The 19,665-nt window shown below is 70.1% G+C and carries 9 protein-coding genes; 5 read left to right on the forward strand and 4 right to left on the reverse strand.

Going from position 1 to position 19,665, the window contains the following annotated elements; translation table 11 throughout:
• Window positions 1-38: 38 nt before the first annotated feature.
• The 4 genes from ACO2Q3_RS16335 to ACO2Q3_RS16350 form a co-directional block, all read right to left on the reverse strand.
• Complete coding sequence (locus ACO2Q3_RS16335; RefSeq protein WP_423308387.1) at window positions 39-5,897, reverse strand: FG-GAP-like repeat-containing protein; 5,859 nt, start codon at window positions 5,895-5,897, stop codon at window positions 39-41.
• Window positions 5,898-5,966: 69 nt separating this feature from the next.
• The gene (locus tag ACO2Q3_RS16340; RefSeq protein WP_423308389.1) at window positions 5,967-11,717 is read right to left on the reverse strand and encodes an FG-GAP-like repeat-containing protein; all 5,751 of its coding nucleotides are present in this window, start codon (window positions 11,715-11,717) and stop codon (window positions 5,967-5,969) included.
• An 89-nt stretch (window positions 11,718-11,806) separates the two neighbouring features.
• On the reverse strand, window positions 11,807-13,234 hold the full coding sequence (locus ACO2Q3_RS16345; protein ID WP_423308391.1) for an HlyD family type I secretion periplasmic adaptor subunit: 1,428 nt from the start codon (window positions 13,232-13,234) through the stop codon (window positions 11,807-11,809).
• Window positions 13,231-14,985, reverse strand: coding sequence for a type I secretion system permease/ATPase (locus tag ACO2Q3_RS16350; RefSeq protein WP_423308393.1), 1,755 nt, complete (start codon window positions 14,983-14,985; stop codon window positions 13,231-13,233). The genes ACO2Q3_RS16345 and ACO2Q3_RS16350 overlap by 4 nt, the downstream gene beginning before the upstream one ends.
• Before the next feature lie 227 nt (window positions 14,986-15,212).
• Here ACO2Q3_RS16350 and ACO2Q3_RS16355 point away from each other — a divergent pair, with 227 nt between their 5' ends.
• Genes ACO2Q3_RS16355 through ACO2Q3_RS16375 form a run of 5 tightly spaced genes read left to right on the forward strand, consistent with a single transcriptional unit; the run spans window position 15,213 to window position 19,648 of the window.
• On the forward strand, window positions 15,213-16,037 hold the full coding sequence (locus tag ACO2Q3_RS16355) for an ABC transporter permease (RefSeq protein WP_423308395.1): 825 nt from the start codon (window positions 15,213-15,215) through the stop codon (window positions 16,035-16,037).
• 29 nt (window positions 16,038-16,066) lie between these two features.
• Window positions 16,067-17,194 carry a chain-length determining protein gene (locus ACO2Q3_RS16360; RefSeq protein ID WP_423308397.1) on the forward strand — a complete coding sequence of 376 codons (1,128 nt, stop codon included), beginning with the start codon at window positions 16,067-16,069 and terminating at the stop codon, window positions 17,192-17,194.
• An 11-nt stretch (window positions 17,195-17,205) separates the two neighbouring features.
• A complete protein-coding gene (locus ACO2Q3_RS16365; RefSeq protein WP_423308399.1) occupies window positions 17,206-17,895 on the forward strand; it encodes an ABC transporter ATP-binding protein in 690 nt (229 codons plus the stop codon).
• Complete coding sequence (locus tag ACO2Q3_RS16370; protein ID WP_423308401.1) at window positions 17,892-18,776, forward strand: hypothetical protein; 885 nt, start codon at window positions 17,892-17,894, stop codon at window positions 18,774-18,776. The genes ACO2Q3_RS16365 and ACO2Q3_RS16370 overlap by 4 nt, the downstream gene beginning before the upstream one ends.
• Window positions 18,773-19,648 (forward strand): FkbM family methyltransferase, encoded by an 876-nt coding sequence (locus ACO2Q3_RS16375; RefSeq protein ID WP_423308403.1) that lies wholly within the window; start codon window positions 18,773-18,775, stop codon window positions 19,646-19,648. The genes ACO2Q3_RS16370 and ACO2Q3_RS16375 overlap by 4 nt, the downstream gene beginning before the upstream one ends.
• Window positions 19,649-19,665 lie beyond the last annotated feature (17 nt).

Below are 19,665 nucleotides of genomic sequence, written 5' to 3' on the forward strand. Positions count from 1 at the left end.
CCGCTCCAGTCGCGGACGCGCCTCGCGAACCGCCCCGCCTATCCGATCAGGTGCCACCCCGCCCCGGGATTGCCGAAGGTGGCGCCGCCGGTGATGTGGTTGTCGTTGAGGGTCCAGCTGGCGAGATTGCCGTTGGCGTCCTGGAAGAGGATGTCGGCGCGGCCGTCGCCGTTGAGGTCCATCAGGCCGGCGAAGCTCCAGGTCCCGTGCGGGGCGCCGATGTCGCCGCCGCCGATGATCTGCGTGCCCGAGAGGTCCCAGCTGGCGTATTCGCCGCTGGCGTCCTCGAACAGCATGTCGGCCTTGCCGTCGCCGTTGAGGTCGCCCAGGGCCTTGAAGCTCCAGCTGCCGCCGGGATTGCCGATGTCGCCGCCCGAGACGATCTGGGTGTCGTTCATCAGCCAGGCGGCATAGGTCCCGGTAGTGGCGTTCTTGAACAGGATGTCGGCCTTGCCGTCGCCGTTGAGGTCGCCGACCCCTTCGAAGACGTAGCTGGAGCCGGGCGAGCCCAGGGCGCCGCCGCCGACGATGGCGTTGCCGTGCAGGTCCCAGGTGGCCAGCTGGCCCGAGGCGTTGCGGAACAGAAGGTCCGACTGGCCATCGCCGTTGAAGTCCCCCGAGGCGACCAGCGTCCAGCCGGCGCCGGGGTTGCCCAGGCTGGTCCCGCCGATCACGTGCGCCCCGTCGGTCAGCCAGGTGGAGACCGATCCGTTGGCGCCCTGGAAGGCCACGTCGCGCGCGCCGTCGCCGTTGAAGTCGCCCAGCACCTGGGTCGCCTGGCTCCCCGGGGTTCCCAGCGTCCCGCCGCCGACGATCTGGCCGCCGTTGATCATCCAGGTGGCCCAGGTCCCGCTGGTGTTGGCGAACACCAGGTCGGCGAAGCCCTGGCCGTGGCTGATCCCCACTGGGCTCCAGGCGCTCCCGGGGTTGCCCACCGTGCCGCCGCCGACGATGGCGGTGTCGCTTAAGTCCCAGGTGGCCAGCGTCCCGTCGGTGTTGCGGAACATCAGGTCCGACTTGCCGTCGCCGTTGAAGTCGCCGATCTGCACGAGCGTCCAGGCCGGACCCGGGGCGCCGATGTTGCCGCCGCCGACGATCGACCCGCCGTTCAGGTCCCAGCTGGCGTACTGGCCCGAGGCGTTCTCGAACAGCACGTCGGCCTTGCCGTCGCCGTTGAAGTCCCCGGTCCCGGCGAAGCTCCAGCCGGCCCCCGGAGAGCCCAGCTGCGAACTCTGGGCGATGGTGGTGTCGTGCATCGTCCAGACGGCGTACTGGCCGGCCGCGTTCTCGAACAGGATGTCGGCCTTGCCGTCGCCGTCGAAGTCCGCCACCGCCTTGACCGCCCACGACGCCCCCGGCGAGCCCAGGTTGCCGCCGCCGACGATGCTGGTCCCATTGAGGTCCCAGGTGGCCAGCATCCCGGCCGCGTTCTGGAACAGCACGTCCGACTTGCCGTCGCCGTTGAAGTCGCCGATCCCCACCTCGCTCCAGCCCGCGCCCGGTGAGCCCAGGTTCCCGCCGCCGGCGATCGCCGAGCCGTTCAGCTGCCAGGTGGCGAGGCTCCCCGCGGCGTTCACGAACAGCACGTCGGCCTTGCCGTCGCCGTTGAAGTCGCCACTGCCCACGTAGCGCCAGCCCGACCCCGGAGACCCCAGCGTCCCGCCGCCCGAGGCGATCGCCGCGTCGTTCAGCTGCCAAGTGGCCAGGGTTCCGCCCGCGCCGACGAACAGGGCATCAGACTTGCCGTCGCCGTTGAAGTCCTGGGCGACCATGTGGGCGGGCTGGCTGCCTGTCCCGATGGCGGTGTAGCCCCCGGCGGAAGAGCCAGGATTGATGCCGGTGTCGCTGAGCTTGGTGGTCCCTGCCGCCGTCCCGTCGGACACCCAGAGCTCGGAATCGCCGCCGCTGTCCGCCCCGCGGAAATAGAGCTTGCCGTTGGAGACGCTGAAGCTGTCGGCCGCGCTGAAGGCGTGCAGGAAGTGCGTGCCGGCTGCGGTGCCGTCGGTGACGAACAGACCCGAACCATGGGCGGAGTCCGAGCCGGCGAAGAACAGCTCCGAGCCGTCCAGGGTCAGGGAACTGGGGCTGGAGCCGTTGGCGGTCGTCGTGATCGCCACCGTGCCCGCCGCCGTGCCGTCGGAACGCCACAGCTCTGCCGCGCCCGACCCGCTGCTGGCGATGAAGTAGAGGGCGTTACCCATCACCATCAGGCTGGTGACGCCGGAGCCCGCGCTTCCTGGATTGAGGTCGGTGACCAGGCTCGCCCCGGCGGCTTGGCCGTTGAACGTCCACAACTCGGCGCCATGCACCCCGTCGCTGGCCGTGAAGTAGAGCTTGCCGGCCAGGGTCACGAAGCCCGTGGCGCCAGCCCCGTTGGGCGATTGCGTATCGGTCAGCCGGTGGGTGCCGGCCGCCGTGCCGTTGGTGACCCATAGCTCCGTGCCGTTGGTGGAATCCTGGCCTTCGAAATAGGCCAGGTTGCCGATCACGGAGAAGTTCTGTGCTGTGGTCACGCTGGCCAGGAACGAAATCGAACCGCCGGCCGCGGCGTAGTAGACACCGTTGCCGTGGGTCGTATCGTCGCCGAAGTAGACGAGGCCGCCATTCAATCCCGACTGGGCGTGGTACAGATATGGCAGGTTGACGAAGCCGCCGTTCGCCGTGGTGCTGACCTGGGTGATATGGCTGGTGGCGTCGATATGCCAGAGCTGGGCCGCGCCGCTCGCGTCGTCGGCAATGAAGTAGGCGCCGGCGCCCACCTGGACCAGATTGTCGGGAATGTCGGCGACGGCTCCGGTGTTCACCTGGGCAGCCGTGCCGGTAGCGTCGTCGTACTCCCAAAGCTGGGTGACGGTGTAGCTGTCGTCGTGGGTGATGAAGTAGAGCCGGGTCCCGATCGCGGTTAGGCTGAAATTCTGAATCGCCATGCCGCTGAACACTTCGTGCGTGCCGGCCGCGGTCCCGTTGCTGACCCAGACCCCGTTGGCATTGGCGCCGACCGAGATGAACGCCGCCTTGCCATCGAAGGCGGTGTTGTCGAAGAAGCCCAGGGAGCCGGAAGGTGCGTTGGCGAGCACCGTGGTCCCCGCGGCCGTACCATCGCTGACCATGATGGCGCTGGCGAAGCTATCCCCGGGGACGGTGAACACCAGCTTGCCGGCGACCGCGACGCCGAGGCTTCCGGAGCTGTTGCTGAAGTCGTTGTCGGCCACGACGAAGGTCGTCGCCCCCGACAAGGCGTTGTAGGCGAAGATGCCGGACCCATGGGTCTGGTCGCCGCCGAAATAGTACAGGTTGTCGCCTGCAGCCGTCAGGACGCTGCCGGCCGCGGCGATCTGGTGCGTGCCGGCGGCCGTGCCATCGGAGACGTAGACACCGGCGGAATAGGCTGGATTGTTCGGCTGGTCGGTATCGAAGAAGACCTTGCCGTCCAGCACCAGCAGCGGTGAGGCGGCCGCTCTCAGCTCCAGGCCGCTGGGGGTGATCTTGACCGTACCAGCCGCCGTGCCGTCCGTCACGAACAGCTGGCCGGAGTCGTTGAACATCAGCTTGCCGCCCACCGAACCGACGAAGGCGCCTTCAGCGTCACTGCCGATACCAATGCTGGTGACGACCGAAGTGCCTCCCGCCGTGCCGTCGGACACCAGCAAGGCGTCGGGTTGGTTTGCAGTTCCGCCGATGAAGTAGGTCTTGCCGCCGAAGCTGAAGCCGCTGCTCGTGTAGAGCGAGGCGCTGGGGTCGTGGGTCTGGTTCAGGTCGAGCTGGATCGTGCCCGCCGCCGTCCCGTCGGAGTACCAGAGCTGCGAACCGTGCGTACCGTCGTTGGCGTCGAACACCACGCCCGCGCCATAGGCCGTCAGGTTGGCGATCCCCGCGCTGGCCGCGCCGGGGGCGATGTCAGACACCAGGTGCGTTCCGCCGGCTGTGCCGTCGCTAATCCACAGCTCGGCGCCGGTGGCGGTGCTGCCGGTGACGAAGAACAGCTTGCCGCCGGAGACGGTGAGCGACTGGGCCGCGAAGTCGGTGGGCAGGGCGGCCACGGCGTGCGTGCCGCCGGCCGTGCCGTCAGACAGGAACAGCCCATTCGCAACCGCTGAAGAACTGCCGACGAACGCCATCTGGCCATTGAGCAGCACCGGCTGCGACAGAACGCTCAACGGGGCGACCAGGGCCGTGCCGGCGACGGTGCCGTCGGTGACATAAAGACCGCCCTGACTGGAGCCTGACAGGGCGGCGGGATCAGCGAAGTACAGCTTGCCGCCCATGGCGATCAGCTTGGACGGCGTCGTCGTGAGGCCAAGCGCCCCCTGCAGGTCGACAGGCGTCGTCGACCCCGCCGCGAGCACCATCAGATGCGTCTGGCTGCCCACCGTGTAGTCGAAATAGAGGTTCGAGCCGGCCACAATGAGCGGCCCACTCAGCGACGACGGCGCCACCCCGGCGCCGGCGCCGGCATTGATCACGATTTGTGTGCCGGCCGCCGTACCGTCCGAAATCCAGATCGCGCTCTTGGTCGACGGATAGCTGAGGGGCGCAGGGATGGATCCGATGAAGGCAATGTCCGAGCCGAACGCCACTTCATTGCTGATCGACAGCGCTCCGGGCTGCTTCGGGTCGATGTCGGCCAACTGGTGCGTGCCGGCGGCCGTGCCGTCGGAAACCCAGGGCTCGATGTTCACGCCATCGGTGGAGGCGCTGAACACCACCTTGCCACCCACCGCGGTCAGGCCGGCGACGGAGGCGAAGCCGCTCTGCACCAGATGGGTCCCAGCCGCCGTGCCGTCGCTCTCCCAAAGCTCCTGAGAGGTTGCGCCTGAGCGGAGGAAGAAGACCTCGCCGCCTGCCTGTATGAAGTTGGCGACGCCGGCGGCCTGGGTCGACACAAGGGTCGTATGCGCCGGCGCGCCGTCCGAGACATAGATGTTGCTGCTGGCGTCGTAGAGCACGTAGTTGCCGCCCAGCTGTATCCCGGCCCGGAAACCGCCCTGCGCGATCTCGGACGTACCGGCGGCGGTCCCGTCGGTGACGAATAGGGCCTGGCCGCGGGTATTGGGATCAGTCGCGGTAAAGTAGTACTTTCCGCCGGACGTCCAGTTGCCGTAGCTGTAGATGCCGTTCGGCGCCGAGAACAGGGTGACACTGGTCGCGGACACGCCGTCCCAGGCGCGCAGCTCCTGGGACGCGCCGCCGGTGTTGACCGCAAAGATCAGCTCGTTGCCGAGCGCCGCCGGAAACCCACTCATCCCCTGTGCGAAGATCGCGCTGTCGGTGGGAACCGGGGCGGTGGTGACGCCATCCGTGGACCAGAGCTGCGAGCCCAGCGCCCCGCTGGCAGCAAGGAAGAAGGCCTTTCCGCCGACGAAATACGCCTCGCCGCCCATCAGCTTGGCGCCGGTGCTGTCGGTCAGCGCGTGGGTGCCGGCCGCGGCGCCATCGCTGATCCAGAAATCGTTGGAGGCGATGAGCAGGATGTGGCCGCCCACGGTCCCCAAAAAGGAGCCGCCGTAGGCCTGGTTCGGATCGCTGCCCAGCAGGCTGACAAACTGGCCGGCGGCGGTTCCGTCCATGACGTAAAGCGCCTGGCGATGCGAGGCGTCCCCGCCGACGTAATAGATGTTCCCGCCCAGCGAGATCACTTGCGGCGCCTGGCCCCCGCCGCTTTCTCCCGTGCCGACGATGAAGGTGCCGCCCGTGGATCCGTCCGTGCGCCAGAGCTTGTATTCGGGGCCGTAGGCGCCGTTGGCTCCGTCGGGCGCCCAGTAGTAGGCGACGCCGTTGAGCACGGTGAACGGACTGGCCGCTGCGGGGAGCTCCACCGGGGTCACGGTGGAGCCATCCGTGGCAAAGAGGCTTGTGCCGTGGACGCCGTCGTTGGCGGTAAAGATGACTGTCGGCACTGGGACTCCTCGGTCTCGCGTCTTCTGTTACGGCCGTTTTGGGGGGCGGGGCGCTGCGCCGCCGCCCGCCTATCCGATCAGATGCCACCCCGCCCCGGGGTTGCCGAAGGTGGCGCCGCCGGTGATGTGGTTGTCGTTGAGGGTCCAGCTGGCGAGATTGCCGTTGGCGTCCTGGAAGAGGATGTCGGCGCGGCCGTCGCCGTTGAGGTCCATCAGGCCGGCGAAGCTCCAGGTCCCGTGCGGGGCGCCGATGTCGCCGCCGCCGATGATCTGCGTGCCGTTCAGGTCCCAGCTGGCGTATTCGCCGCTGGCGTCCTCGAACAGCATGTCGGCCTTGCCGTCGCCGTTGAGGTCGCCCAGGGCCTTGAAGCTCCAGCTGCCGCCGGGATTGCCGATGTCGCCGCCCGAGACGATCTGGGTGTCGTTCATCAGCCAGGCGGCATAGGTCCCGGTAGTGGCGTTCTTGAACAGGATGTCGGCCTTGCCGTCGCCATTGAGGTCGCCGACCCCTTCGAAGACGTAGCTGGAGCCGGGCGAGCCCAGGGCGCCGCCGCCGACGATGGCGTTGCCGTGCAGGTCCCAGGTGGCCAGCTGGCCCGAGGCGTTGCGGAACAGAAGGTCCGACTGGCCATCGCCGTTGAAGTCCCCCGAGGCGACCAGCGTCCAGCCGGCGCCGGGGTTGCCCAGGCTGGTCCCGCCGATCACATGCGCCCCGTCGGTCAGCCAGGTGGAGACCGATCCGTTGGCGCCCTGGAAGGCCACGTCGCGGCTTCCGTCGCCGTTGAAGTCGCCCAGCACCTGGGTCGCCTGGCTCCCCGGGGTTCCCAGGTTGCCGCCGCCGACGATCTGGCCGCCGTTGATCATCCAGGTGGCCCAGGTCCCGTTCGAGTTGGCGAACACCAGGTCGGCGAAGCCCTGGCCGTGGCTGCCCCCCACCGGGCTCCAGGCGCTCCCGGGATTGCCCACCGTGCCGCCGCCGACGATGGCGGTGTCGCTTAAGTCCCAGGTGGCCAGGGTCCCGTCGGTGTTGCGGAACATCAGGTCCGACTTGCCGTCGCCGTTGAAGTCGCCGATCTGCACGAGGGTCCAGGCCGACCCCGGGGCGCCGATGTTGCCGCCGCCGACGATCGACCCGCCGTTCAGGTCCCAGCTGGCGTACTGGCCCGAGGCGTTCTCGAACAGCACGTCGGCCTTGCCGTCGCCGTTGAAGTCCCCGGTCCCGGCGAAGCTCCAGCCGGCCCCCGGAGAGCCCAGCTGCGAACTCTGGGCGATGGTGGTGTCGTGCATCGTCCAGACGGCGTACTGGCCGGCCGCGTTCTCGAACAGGATGTCGGCCTTGCCGTCGCCGTCGAAGTCCGCCACCGCCTTGACCGCCCACGACGCCCCCGGCGAGCCCAGGTTCCCGCCGCCGATCCGATTGGGGGCGTAGGGCGTCTGGGCCGTGGCCCCGGGCCGACCGTAGTCCCAGGTCGCCAGGCTCCCGTCAGGGCCTCGGAACAGCAGGTCGGAAATGTTGTCGCCGTTGAAGTCGCCCACGCCGACGAGGGACCAGCCGGCGCCGGGATCGCCGAGCGTGCCGCTGTCGGCGCCGATCCCCGTGGCCGTCAGCGTCCAGTCCGCGAGCACCCCCGCAGCGTTGCGGAAGATCAGGTCGCTCTGACCGTCGCCGTTGATGTCCCCCTCGGCGACCAGGGTCCAGCCCGCACCCGGATTGCCGATCGCGCCGCCGGAACTGATCGCGAGGTCCTTCATCTGCCAGCTGGCCAGCTGCCCTGAAGCGTCGCGGAACAGGACGTCGGCATAAGTGTCGCCGTTGGCGTCGAACTGGCCGGTGAAGTCGGCGGAGAGGCTGACGTCGCGATCGGTGAACCGAAGCACCTCAACGCTGGTCAGGGTGTCGACCCCATCCGAACCGGCGTTCACCGTCCACGTACCGTCGGCATTGTGCGTCCAGCTCGCGACGGTCGATGCGACCTGATAGAGAGCGATGTCCCGTCCGCCCTGCCCGTCGAGAACGTCGTTGCCCGGTCCGCCGTCGAGGATGTCGGTGGCGTCGTCGTCCGGGGTCGCCTGGCGATAGACCTCGCTGATCAGGTCGAAGATGATCGGCGAATTGCCGGTCAGGTGGTCGTCGCCCGCCCCGCCATAAAGCACGTCCGCCCCTTGATCGCCCCAGATCTGGTCATTGCCGTCGTCGCCGTAGACGACGTCCGCGCCCAAGCCTGAAACGATGTGGTCGGCGCCCGCGCCGCCGTGAATCTGATCCGCCCCGGCGCCCGTGGTCACGGTGTCGTCGCCGTCGCCCGCGTTGATCACGTCGCCCGCGTCGTTGCCGGTGATGGTGTTGGCCGAAGCGTTGCCGGTGATTGTCACCGGGCCGGCCAGGGGGTCCACCGTCAGCTTCTCGACGTTGTCCGACATCACCCAGCTGGTGGTGGTGTTGACGAGATCCGTGCCCTCGTTGGGGTTCTCGACCACCACGTCGTTCGGATCGTCGACGTAGTAGGTGTCGTCGCCGGCGCCGCCCACCATGCGGTCGGCCCCCGCCCCGCCGTGGATGATGTCGGCGTAGGCGCTGCCGGTGATCGTGTTGTCCAGGGCGTTGCCGAACAGCTCGTGGCCGCCGCCGTTGGTGAACAGCGTCAGATTCTCGACGTTGTCCGGAAGGGCGTAGACCGAATTGTAGGGGCCCAGGTGGACTTCGATGGTGTCCACCCCCTGGCCGGACAGCTCGCGCACGACGTCGGTGCTCCCGTCCGTCGCGTCCACCACATAGGTGTCGTTGCCCGCCCCGCCGAACATCAGGTCCGAGCCGGCGCCCCCGTCCAGCCGGTCGTTTCCGGAGCTGCCGATCAGCAGGTCGTCACCCGCCCCGCCCTGCACCGTCCCGCCGCCGGCGGCGGCGATCAGGGCGTCGCCGCTTTCGGTTCCCTGCACGGTCGCCGCGGGCGTCAGGAGAAGATCGCTCTGCGCGACGGCCCCCTGCACGTGGATCACCAGGTCGCCCTGGGCGGTGTGCGCGGTCAGCACAGTGACGGCGCCAGACGCGACGAGATCGACAGACGAGACCGACAGCGCCGTCAGGTCGATGTGGTCCACGCCGGTCTCGAAATCGGTAATGGTGTCGAATCCGGCGGCGGTGGAATCCGCGAGGCTGCGATAGACGAAGGTGTCGTGTCCCGCGCCGCCGGTCAGGATGTCGGCGCCCGCGGCGCCCTGCAGGATGTCATCTCCGGTCCCGCCGTCGAGGTGGTCCGCGCCGGCGCCCCCGACCAGCAGGTCGTCGCCGTCCTCGCCATAGACGACGCCCTGTTCCTGGCCGCCCGTACCGATGTAGACGTCGCGCTCCCCGCCGAGGTGGATGTCGCCGTTGATGGCGCCGTGGTTAAGCACGAGGTCCTGCCAGGACCCGCCGCCGCCCTGGGTCAGGTCGAGCAGGATCTGGCCGTTGATCTGGCCACCGTTGTCGATGGTCATGACGCCATAATTGACCACCACGCTGGTCTCGATGGCGACGTCGGCCGTGATCGTCCCGTTGTTGACGATGTTGCTGGCGCCGCCGCCATAGGTGACGAACACCCCGTAGCTCTTGCCCCCGTGGGCGACCGCCGAAATCAGGCCCTCGTTGTCGAGGGTCTCGCCGCCGCCGTTCACGGCGATGCCATAGGCGGCCAGCACCCCGTCGGCGCTGATCACCCCGCTCGCGCTGTTGTCTACCGTCGGCGCGGCGGCGCCGATGGCGTAGAGCTCGCTGGAGACCGCCGCGATCGTGCCGCTGTTGTGGATCACGCTCCAGGCGGCGGCGTCGGCGGCGCCGGCCTGCGCGTTGGCCTTGATCAGGCCGCTGTTGGTCAGGACGCTGTAGCCTTCGGCCACCACCGCGACGGCGTCGTCGTACCCGCCGCCTGAAATGCCATAGATCTGGTAGTGGGCCTGGTTGAAGCTCAGCTGGCTGTCGTCGCCGGTGACCGTGGCGGTGACGGTTCCGGTGTTGGTGAACGAGAGGAAGTCGCCGGCCACGCTGCGCGCGCCGTTCAGCCCGCCGCTGCTGGTGATGGTCCCGGCGTTCGACAGGGCGTAGATCGGATAGCTGGGCCCGGCGATCACCGTCACGCCGTCCGCCACCGGCGTCGTCCAGGTCTCATCCGCCTCGATCGCCAGGGACGAGCTGAGCACGAAATCGGACACCTGGGTCACGCTGGCCGCGAGGTCCGCCCCAGGGGTCGATCCGGGCAGGGGCGCGGCGGCGCCGGCCGCGACCGCGTCGAGCCCGGCGGCCCCGGCGGGCGGGGCGCCCAGGATCGACACTGCGCCGGCCCCGCTGACCAGCACCGTCTCGCCGCCGCTGGTGAAGGTCGCGTAGGCGACGCCCGCGATGGTCTGGGTCGCCCCCTGGGTCCAGACGCCGACCAGGTCAACCTGGCTGCCCTGACCGGCGGCGATCACTAGCTGCGATCCGCCTGTGAGGGTCGGGACGTCCCCCGGACGGACCACCACGGTCTGCGCCCCGGTCAGGTCGAGCTCCTCGAAGCCGGCGATGCGGCCGGCGGCCAGAGCGGCCTGCAGGTCGAGGGGATGCGCCAGGGTCGGCAGCACCAGCTTGTCGTAGCCCACGCCGCCATCGACGCTGGCGAACTGCAGATCCCCCAGGATCACGGTGTCGTTGCCGGAACCCGCCTCGACGTGGTCGCCGCCCTGGGTGGTGATGGTGTCGTCGCCCGTCTCGCCGTACAGCCCGTCGTTGCCCGCACCACCGATCAGGGTGTCGTTGCCCCGTCCGCCCAGCAGCAGGTCGTTGCCGCCGTTGCCGATCAGCAGGTCGTCGCCGCGGCCGCCGACCACGGCGTCGGCGCCGGCCCCGCCGAGGAAGGTGTCGTTGCCCAGCCCCATGTCGGCGGTTCCGGTCAGACGTCCCGCCGTGTTGTCGAACACGTCATTGCCGTCGCCCATGTCGACGTAGCCGACGATCTGGCCCTGGTTGGTGACGTGGTCGTCGCCCAGGCCCAGCGATATCTCGCCGTCGATCTCGCCTGAACTGGTGTTGACGACGTAGTCGGGGCTCTTTGCCGGTGGCGAGAAAGCCCCGTCGTCGACATAGATGGCGTAGTCCCCGACGATGCGGCCGCTGTTGAGCACCGTCATGTTCTCGACGTCGAGCGAACTGAGGTCGATGGCGACCGAGGCGACCGAAGGGTCGGTGGAAGCGGCCTCGATGAGCCCGGCGTTGTTGACGTCGGCATGCCCGGGATCGCCGAAGTGACCGCGGCCCAGATAGACGGCTACGGCGCCGCCAGCGCCCCCTTCGGCCAGGATGTCGCCGGTGGCGCCATTGACTACGGCGCCGCCATTCCAGCGCTCGACCGCATATGCGCCGCGCCCCTGGGCGGCGATCAGCCCGCTGTTGAGGACCGTGGGATTGGGCGACCAGTCGGACTCGCCGATCGCCGTGCCCTGCGGCGCGATGGCGTAGATCCGGCCGGTGTTGGTCAGGCCGCCCTGGAACGTGCTCTCGACGAAATAGGCTGCCGCATCATTGTCCGTGGACTGTGCGACCGTCAGACCCTGGTTGACGATCGTGCCGAAATTGAAGGCATAGATGATGAACGCATCCCTGCCTGTCTCGACGTTCCAAAGCGAGCCCGCGTTCGTGAATGTGGAGTAGTTCGTCTGCAGCCCGTCGTTGGCGAACAACGTGTCCAGAGTCGTTGTGTAGAGCGTCTGCCCGGCATTTACCGTGAAATCATGGTCGATGAGCGGTTGAACGGTCGTGTTCGCGGCGACGCCGGGCGTTCCCGGCGACGGAATGATACTGAACGCCATGACACCCCCAATGCTCAACCGAGATTGGCATAACATCAACATGCTCGGGTCCGAAACCCCGGGATATCGGAGCACGCCAGACCGGCCGCTCACCCATCGCGGAACGACTTCCACAACATCCGTTTCAGCGGCTCCACCAGGTAGTCGAGGGCGGTGCGCGGGCGCTGGGGCACCACGACCTCCACCGGCAGGCCGGGGCGCAGGCCGCCCAGCTCGCCGCGCTCGTCGCGGATCAGGCGCAGTTCCGACGCCGGAACGGTGACCTCGGCCCTGAAGTACGCCGTGCCCGCCTTCTCGTCGACGAAGCTGTCGGCCGAGATCTTGCTGATCACCCCGTTCAGCAGCGGCATGCGGCGGTCGTGGAAGGCCGGAATGCGGATCTCCGTCACCTGACCCGGACGCAGGTCGCTGGCGTCGTTGGGCTTGATGCGGGCGTCGATCACCAGCGGGGCGGCGTCGGGGACGATGTCCAGCAGCTTCTGCCCCGGGGCCACCACCCCGCCGACCGTGAAGATGGAAAGGCCCATGACACGGCCGGTCGCCGGGGCGCGGATCGTGGCGCGCTCGATCTGCTCGCGGATCGCCGCCAGCTTCGGCCGCGCCTCCGACAGCGGCATCTGGGCGTCGCGGTACTCGCGGCTGACGTCGGCCACGCGCTGGCGCTCCAGATCGCTGCTCTGCAGCCGGGTCTCGCCGATCTGCTGCTGCGTCTTGGCGATGCTGGCGTTGTACTCGCCGTAGCTGCCGGTGAGCTCCGCGGCCGACCGCTGCAGCGCTCGCATCCGCGACATCGGCACCAGGCCCTTCTTCAGCAGGCTGTCCAGCGAGCTGATTTCGTCCTGGATCAGCCCCTGCTCGAGCTTATTGGCCTCCACCTGCCGGCGATAGCCGTCGATCTCGTCGTCCAGCTGGCGCTCGCGCTGGCGCAGCACCGCCTGCTGGGTGGAGAGTTCGGCCCGGCGCGCATCGAATTCCCGCTGCTGGATGCGCATCGCGTTCTGCGCGGAGTCGCGGTCTGGCCCGGTCTGTTCGGCGAAGTCGGCCGGCCAGGCGATGGCCGGCGCGCCGTTGATCTCGGCCAGCAGGCGCGCCTGCAGCGCCTCGAGCTGGAAGATCTGATCGGCGGTGGCGCGCTCGCTGGCGTGCAGCTCCGTGGCCGAAAGCTTCAGCAGCACCTGGCCGGCCTTGACCTCGTCGCCCTCGCGCACGTCGAGTTCGGCGACCACGCCGCCGTCCTTGTGCTGCACCGACTGGCGGCTGCCGGACACCGCGACGACGCCCTGTGCGTAGACGCCCGCGTCCAGCCGCGCCAAGGCGCCCCAGCCCAGCAGGATCAGCAGGAACACCGCCACGGCGACCAGGCCGGCGGCGATCTGGCGGCGCGGCGAGGCGGCAAGTTCGTCGGCCGCCGCGTCCTCGCCGCGGACCGCCCGCACCGCGCGCGCCCACATCCGCCGGCTCCAGTCACCCAGCCCGCCGCCCAGCCCGCCGCCCTGCCCCGAAAGATTCGCCGTCATGAGGGGCTCGCCGCCAGGGTCGCGGCCCGCGGCGGCTCGGCCGCCCGCAGCGCTGCAAGCACCTCGTCCCGCGGTCCGGCCTTCTCCACGCGACCGTCCTTGAGCACCACCAGGATGTCGACCGCCGCCAGCATCGACAGCTTGTGCACCGCCAGGACAGCCAGCCGGCCGGCCGATTTCAACCGCTGGAGCACGGCGAGCAGGGCGGCCTCGGCCTCGGCGTCGGCGGCCGAGTTGGGCTCGTCCAGGACATAGACCACCGGGTCGCCGTAGAGGGCGCGGGCCAGGGCGATCCGCTGTTGCTGGCCGGCGGAGAGGCCACGTCCGCGCAGTCCGATCTGGGTGTCATAGCCTTGCGGCAGGGTGAGGATCAGGTCGTGCACGCCGGCCGCCCTGGCGGCCTCGATGGCCTTGCCGTCGACCGTCGCCGGATCGACGCCGATCCAGCGATCGAACCGCGAGATGTTGTCCTTGATGCTCCCCGGGAACAGGGCGAAGTCCTGGGGCAGGTAGCCGATCAGCCGCCCGAGGCGCCCGGGCTCCCAGTCCGGGTAGCGGGCGCCGTCGAGACGGATCTCGCCCTGATCGAGGGGCCGCACGTTGGCCAGGGCCTGCAGCAGGGTGGACTTGCCGGCGCCGCTGGCGCCGACCACGCCCACCAGCGCGCCGCCGGACACCTCGAACCCGACGCCGGCGAGCAGCATCCGGTCGCGCCCGGGCGCCCGCACGCCGGCCTGAATCACCGCCAGGCGCGGCGCGGGATCCGGCAGGGCGGTGGGCGGCTGAGGCTGCTCCGGGGCGGCCAGCGCCATCTTCAGGGAATCGTAGGCCGTGATGGCGGCGGACAGGCCGCGCCAGTTCGAGACGATCTGATCCAGCGGCCCCAGCGCCCGCGAGGCGAGCATCGAGCAGGCGAACACCGCCCCGGCGGAGATCTGCTTTTCGATGGCCAGCCAGGCGCCCGCCCCCAGGGCGGCCGACTGCAGGAACAGGCGCAGGAAGCGCATGGCCCCGCCGATCCGCGCGGTGGCCCGCGCGCCCTGCAGCTGGGCTCGGGCGGCCTCAAGGCGGGCGCTTTCGAACTGGGCGACGAAGGCCTCGGTCATGCCCAGGGCGCGGACGACGTCCGACGACGCCCCGGCCGCTTCCTGGGCGGCGAAGGCGGCCGAACTCACTTCGCCGGCGCGGCGCGAGAGGTCGCGCGTCGCCTGTTCATTGAGCACCGCCAGCGTCAGCAGCACCACGGCGCCGATCGCCGCCAGCCAGCCGATCAGCGGGTGAACGATGAAGCAGACCACGAGGTAGATCGGTATCCACGGGGTGTCGAACAGGGCCACGGCCGCCGGCCCGGTCAGCGCGGCGCGGATGGTGTCGAAGTCGCGCACCACCTGGTTCAGCCGCGGCTGGCCGGCGGCGGGCGCCGCCATCGCCTGGCGGTAGAGGCGGGCGGCGTAGGTGCGGTCGAGATGGGCGCTCGCGCTGGCCAGCAGTCGCGCCCGAACGCGGTCCATATAGGTCAGGAACACGAGGGTGAGCGCCAGGGCCAGGGTGAGGAAGGCCAGGGTCGGCCGGCTGCCGGAGGGGATGGCGCGGTCATAGACCTGGAGCATGTAGAGCGTGGGCGCCAGGTAGGCGATGTTGACCAGGGCGCTGAAGCCGATCGCAAACGCCAGATGCTCGCCACACACGCGCAGCATGCCACGGATCGGCGCGGCGCCCGGATCGCGCCGATCGTTCGCTTGGGAAGCCATACTGATACGCCTCACCCGCGGCGCCCTGACAAGGCCGAGCGCCCACCCCTATGAACCCGGCGTCGCGAAGAGGCCGGTCTCGCGACGACTTATCTTCTCCGGAAAGTTGAAACGCAACAGCGCATGGTCCACTGGCAGGGACGACAACACGCCGCGCCGACGGACGCCGTCTGGACGCGTGACAGAGCCCCCGATCCGGGGGATGGAAGGGCGATGGGGCGGCGCGCATGACCGAGGCGTGGGAGGATCCGGCGAGCGGCGGACGCGCCGGGGATGGCCGGGCGGACGGCTGGCGAGTCCATCTGCGGATCATCTGGGCCCTGATGCTGCGCGAACTCAGCACCCGTTATGGTCGCGACAACATCGGCTTCCTCTGGGTGGTGGCGGAGCCGCTGCTGTTCGCCGCGGGGGTCCTGGCCCTGTGGGGCGTGGCGCGCCCGCCCTACGAACACGGTCTGCGGGTGCTGCCCTTCGTGATCACTGGCTACATGCCGATCATCCTGGTGCGCCACATGATCTCGCACGGCATGAACTGCGTGCGGGCGAACCGCGAGCTGCTGTACCACCGGCAGATCGCCGTCCTGCACCTGTTCTTCGCGCGCCTGGCCCTCGAGTTCGTCGGGGTCAGCCTGGCGTTCGTGGTGATCTTCGTCCTGCTGAACGCGGCCGGGCAGATGGACCCGCCGGCGCGGCTCTACCTGGTCTACGCCGGCTGGGTGATCCTCGCCTGGACCTCGTTCGGCCTGGCCCTGATCTTCGGCGCCCTGGCGGAGATGTTCGACTATGTGGAGCGGTTCGTCTCGGTGATCACCTACATCCTCGTGCCCCTGTCGGGGACCTTCTACATGGCCGCCTGGCTGCCGCCGGGCTTTAGGCGCATGGCGTTGTACCTGCCGTTCCTGCACAGCGTGGAAATGATCAGGGGCGGCTTCTTCGGGGAGTTCACGCCGACCTATTTCGATCCGACCTACGCCTGCGCGTGGGCGGCGGGCTTCACCGTCGTCGGCCTGGCTCTGGCCCGCGGCGTTCGCGATCGCGTAGAGATCGAATAGAGGCGCATGCGCACCGGGGGCGAGTGGCAATGTCGACGAGTATGATGGCCGGGTGGCGACGTTCGCCGCCGCGCCTTTTCCTGGTGGTGGTGGCCCTACCGACACTCCTGGCCGCGGTCTACTACCTGCTGCTGGCCGCGCCGCTGTACGTCTCGGAGAGCCGCTTCGTGGTGCGCGCCCGCGCGCAGCCGGCCGGTCCGGCCGCCCTGGGCATGGTGCTGCAGAGCGTGGGCGTCCAGGTCTCCGCCGGACAGACCGATGCGTTCGAGGTGCACGAGTACATGACATCCCGCGACGCGGTGGCCGACCTCGAGCGGCGACGCCAGTTGCGCAGCCTGCTGGCGCGGCCGGAGGCGGACTTCCTGGCGCGCTTCCCCCGCCCCTTCGAGAGCAACAGCTTCGAGCAGCTCTTCAAGAACTACAAACGCTTCGTGACGGTGGGCTACGATCCCAACTCCGGGGTCAGCACGCTCAGGGTCCAGGCCTTCCGCGCGCAGGACGCCGCCCAGATCGCCAACACCCTGCTGGACGGCGGCGAGGCGGTGGTCAACCGGCTGAACGCGCGCGCCGCCCAGGACGCCATCTCGGAGGCCCATCGCGAGGTGGTCGAGGCCGAAGGCCGCAGCCTGGCGGCGCAGCAGGCGCTGACCGGCTTCCGCAACCGCGAGCGACTGATCGACCCGGCGCGCACCTCCATGGCCGGCCTGGACCTGATCGGCCAGCTGGAGACGCAGCTGGCGACCTTGCGGGCGCAGCGCGCCAGCCAGGCCGCCCTGGCGCCGCAGAGCGCCCAGCTGGCGGTGATGGACAAGCAGATCGCCGGCTTCGAGGCCCAGATCGTCGCCGAACGGGCGCGGATCGCCGGCCAGACCGACTCCCTGGCGCCGAAGATCGGCGAATACGAGCGCCTGATGCTGGAGCGTGACTTCGCCGACAAGGCCCTGGCCTCTGCCGACCTGGCCCTGGAGGCGGCCCAGATCGACGCCCGCCGCAAGCAGCTGTACCTGGAGCGGATCGTCTATCCCAACGTGGCGGACAAGGCCGAGCAGCCCTATCGTCTGCGCTCCATCGCCCTGGTCTTCGTCACCGCCCTGGTCGCCTACGCCATCATCGCGCTGACGCTGGCGGGGCTGCGCGAACACCGCCAGGGCGTCTGAGGGAGGACGGCGTGCTCCGGGTCGAAGGTCTCGGCAAGTGCTACGGGGGACCCCACGGCGCGCGCTGGCTGTTCCGCAATCTGGCCTTCGACATGCCGGCCGGCGGGCGCCTGGCGATCCTGGGCCGCAACGGGCAGGGCAAGTCGAGCCTGATCAAGATCCTGGGCGGCGTGATCCCCGCGACGACCGGCCGGGCGGTCTGGTCGATGCGATCCTCTTGGCCGCTGGGCTTTGCCGGCGGGTTCCAGGGCGCCCTGACCGGCCTCGACAACATCCGTTTCCTCGCGCGGATCTATGATCGGCCGTTCGCGGCCATCGTCGATCGGGTCGAGGGGTTCGCCGAGCTCGGCGACGCCCTGGGCATGCCGGTGAAGTATTACTCGTCGGGCATGCGCGCGCGCCTGGCGTTCGGCCTGTCGCTGGCGATCGAGTTCGACTGCTACCTGATCGACGAGGTGATCGCGGTAGGCGACGCCCTGTTCCACCGCCGTTGCGAGCGGGAGCTGTTCGAGGCGCGCGCGGACCGCGGCTTCGTGATCGCCTCGCACGACCTGGCCCTGATCCAGCGGACCTGCGGCCGGGCGATCATCATCGAGAGCGGCCGGGCCAAGCTGTTCGACGACATCGACGTCGCCCTGGAGATCTACGGCGAGATCTGCGCCGACGCCGAGGCGCGGCGGGCCGGCGGACTGGCCGCATGAGCCGCTTGGCCGCCGCCCGCACACCCCGCGCGGCGCCGCCATCGCTGGCGACGGCGCCCGCCCCGCATGAGGACGCCGCCTGCGCCGCCGTGGCCGCCGCCGTCGGCAGGCTCGGCGAGCCGTCCGCCGAAGGACCGGGCGCGCTCTTCCTCGGCGATCCGGTGCGCGCGGCCGTAGCGCTGGCCAAGACCGGCGTCTCGCGGCGCGAGGCGGTCTGGGCCCTGTCGGAAAGCATGGCCACAGCGCTCACCGACGCCCTGCGCGACGGGCGGCAGGTGTTCGCCGAACGCGCGCTGCGCCGCGACCCTGCCGGCGTCCTGACGGCCATGGCGCAGGCGGTGGGTTCGCCCGCGCCCGCCCGGCCCCTGGCGTCCCTCGCGCAGGACCTCGCCGGCGCGCTGCCGGCCGCTGCGGTGGCGGATGACCCCTGGCTCGCGGCCCTGGAGCTGCTGGCCGGACCGCTCGCGCCGGGGACGGAGGCGGACTGGCCGCTGGCCCTGTTCATGGCCGGCGACTCGCCGGGCGCGTCCTGCCCGGCGGCGATCGACGTCACCGGCCGTGGCCGCATCCTCGCCTACGGTCCCTACCTGCGCCTGCCGGCCGGTCGCTGGCGCGCGGGCGTCGTCGTCGAGGTCTGCCCCGACGCCGCCCGGCGGCCCTATCGCCTGGAGGTCTCCGCCGGCGCGACGATCGCCCGCGCCGTGGTCGCGCCCGGGCGCCCCGGCCCGCGGACCCTGGCGGCCGACGTCGAGCTGCACGACGCCGCGCCCGTCGAGCTGCGCCTGTGGCTGGAGCGCGCGGCGTTTCACGGTACGCTGCGGTTCGCCGGCGCGCGGATCACCTTTCTCGGACCGGCGCCGCACCGCCTGGAGGCGCCATGACCCCCGCCGATCGGATGGCCGCCGGGACCGCTGCGGGACTGGAGCTGGTGGGCCTGAACGAGCTGGCGGTCATCGATCGCTGGGCGCTGGAGCGCCGCGCGCGCGCCCTGGCGCAGCCGGTGTTTCTGGGCGGGTCGACGGCGCTGTGTCGGTGCCTGGGGCGCTACAAGATGTTCGTGGACACCGGCGACGTCGGCTTCGGCGCGCACATGCTGCTGGACGGCTTCTGGGAGAGCTGGCTCACCGTGTTCATCGCCCGGCGGATCAAGCCCGGCATGATGGCCGCCGACGTCGGCGCCAATCATGGCTACTACAGCCTGCTGATGGCCGACCTGGCCGGGCCGGGCGGCCGTGTGGCCGCCGTGGAGCCCAATCCGCGGATCACCCCGCTGCTGCGGCGCACGCTGGAGCTCAACGGCTTCGCCGGCCGCGCCCAGGTGTTCGAGGCGGCGGCCGGGGACCGCGACGGCGGGACCGTCTGGCTGAGCACCCCGCCGGGAGAGCCCAAGAACGCCCACGTCGTCGCCGATCCCGCCGGGCACGGAGAGGTCGCCGAGGCGCCGGCGGCGCGGCTGGCCACCCTGCTGGCCGACTGGCCGCGCCTGGACTTCGTGAAAGTCGACGTGGAAGGGGCCGAAGAGGCGGCGATCGACGGGTTGTGGCCGATCCTGGAGCGCGACCACCCCCGCATGGTGCTGGAGTTCAACCGCCACCGGTGCCGCGACCCCGAGGGTCTGCTGGCGCGCCTGCAGGATCTCTACGGCGCGCTGCGCTGCGTCGACCTCGACGGCGAGGCGCCGCGCGTCCATGCGGCCGAGGTGCTGGACGAAGCCAGGATCGACGACTGGCTGCTGTTCCTGGGCCAGCCGTGAGCGCGGCGACTTGCAGC

It is taken from the genome of Caulobacter sp. KR2-114 (genome assembly GCF_049446115.1).
In the GTDB taxonomy this organism is placed as follows: domain Bacteria; phylum Pseudomonadota; class Alphaproteobacteria; order Caulobacterales; family Caulobacteraceae; genus Acaudatibacter.

Excerpts from the sequence above, each read along its gene's own strand:
- ACO2Q3_RS16350 (WP_423308393.1), bottom strand. The coding sequence starts at position 14,985 with ATGGCTTCCCAAGCGAACGATCGGCGCGATCCGGGCGCCGCGCCGATC.
- ACO2Q3_RS16370 (WP_423308401.1), top strand. The coding sequence starts at position 17,892 with ATGAGCCGCTTGGCCGCCGCCCGCACACCCCGCGCGGCGCCGCCATCG.
- ACO2Q3_RS16345 (WP_423308391.1), bottom strand. The coding sequence starts at position 13,234 with ATGACGGCGAATCTTTCGGGGCAGGGCGGCGGGCTGGGCGGCGGGCTG.
- ACO2Q3_RS16360 (WP_423308397.1), top strand. The coding sequence starts at position 16,067 with ATGTCGACGAGTATGATGGCCGGGTGGCGACGTTCGCCGCCGCGCCTT.
- ACO2Q3_RS16355 (WP_423308395.1), top strand. The coding sequence starts at position 15,213 with ATGACCGAGGCGTGGGAGGATCCGGCGAGCGGCGGACGCGCCGGGGAT.
- ACO2Q3_RS16340 (WP_423308389.1), bottom strand. The coding sequence starts at position 11,717 with ATGGCGTTCAGTATCATTCCGTCGCCGGGAACGCCCGGCGTCGCCGCG.
- ACO2Q3_RS16375 (WP_423308403.1), top strand. The coding sequence starts at position 18,773 with ATGACCCCCGCCGATCGGATGGCCGCCGGGACCGCTGCGGGACTGGAG.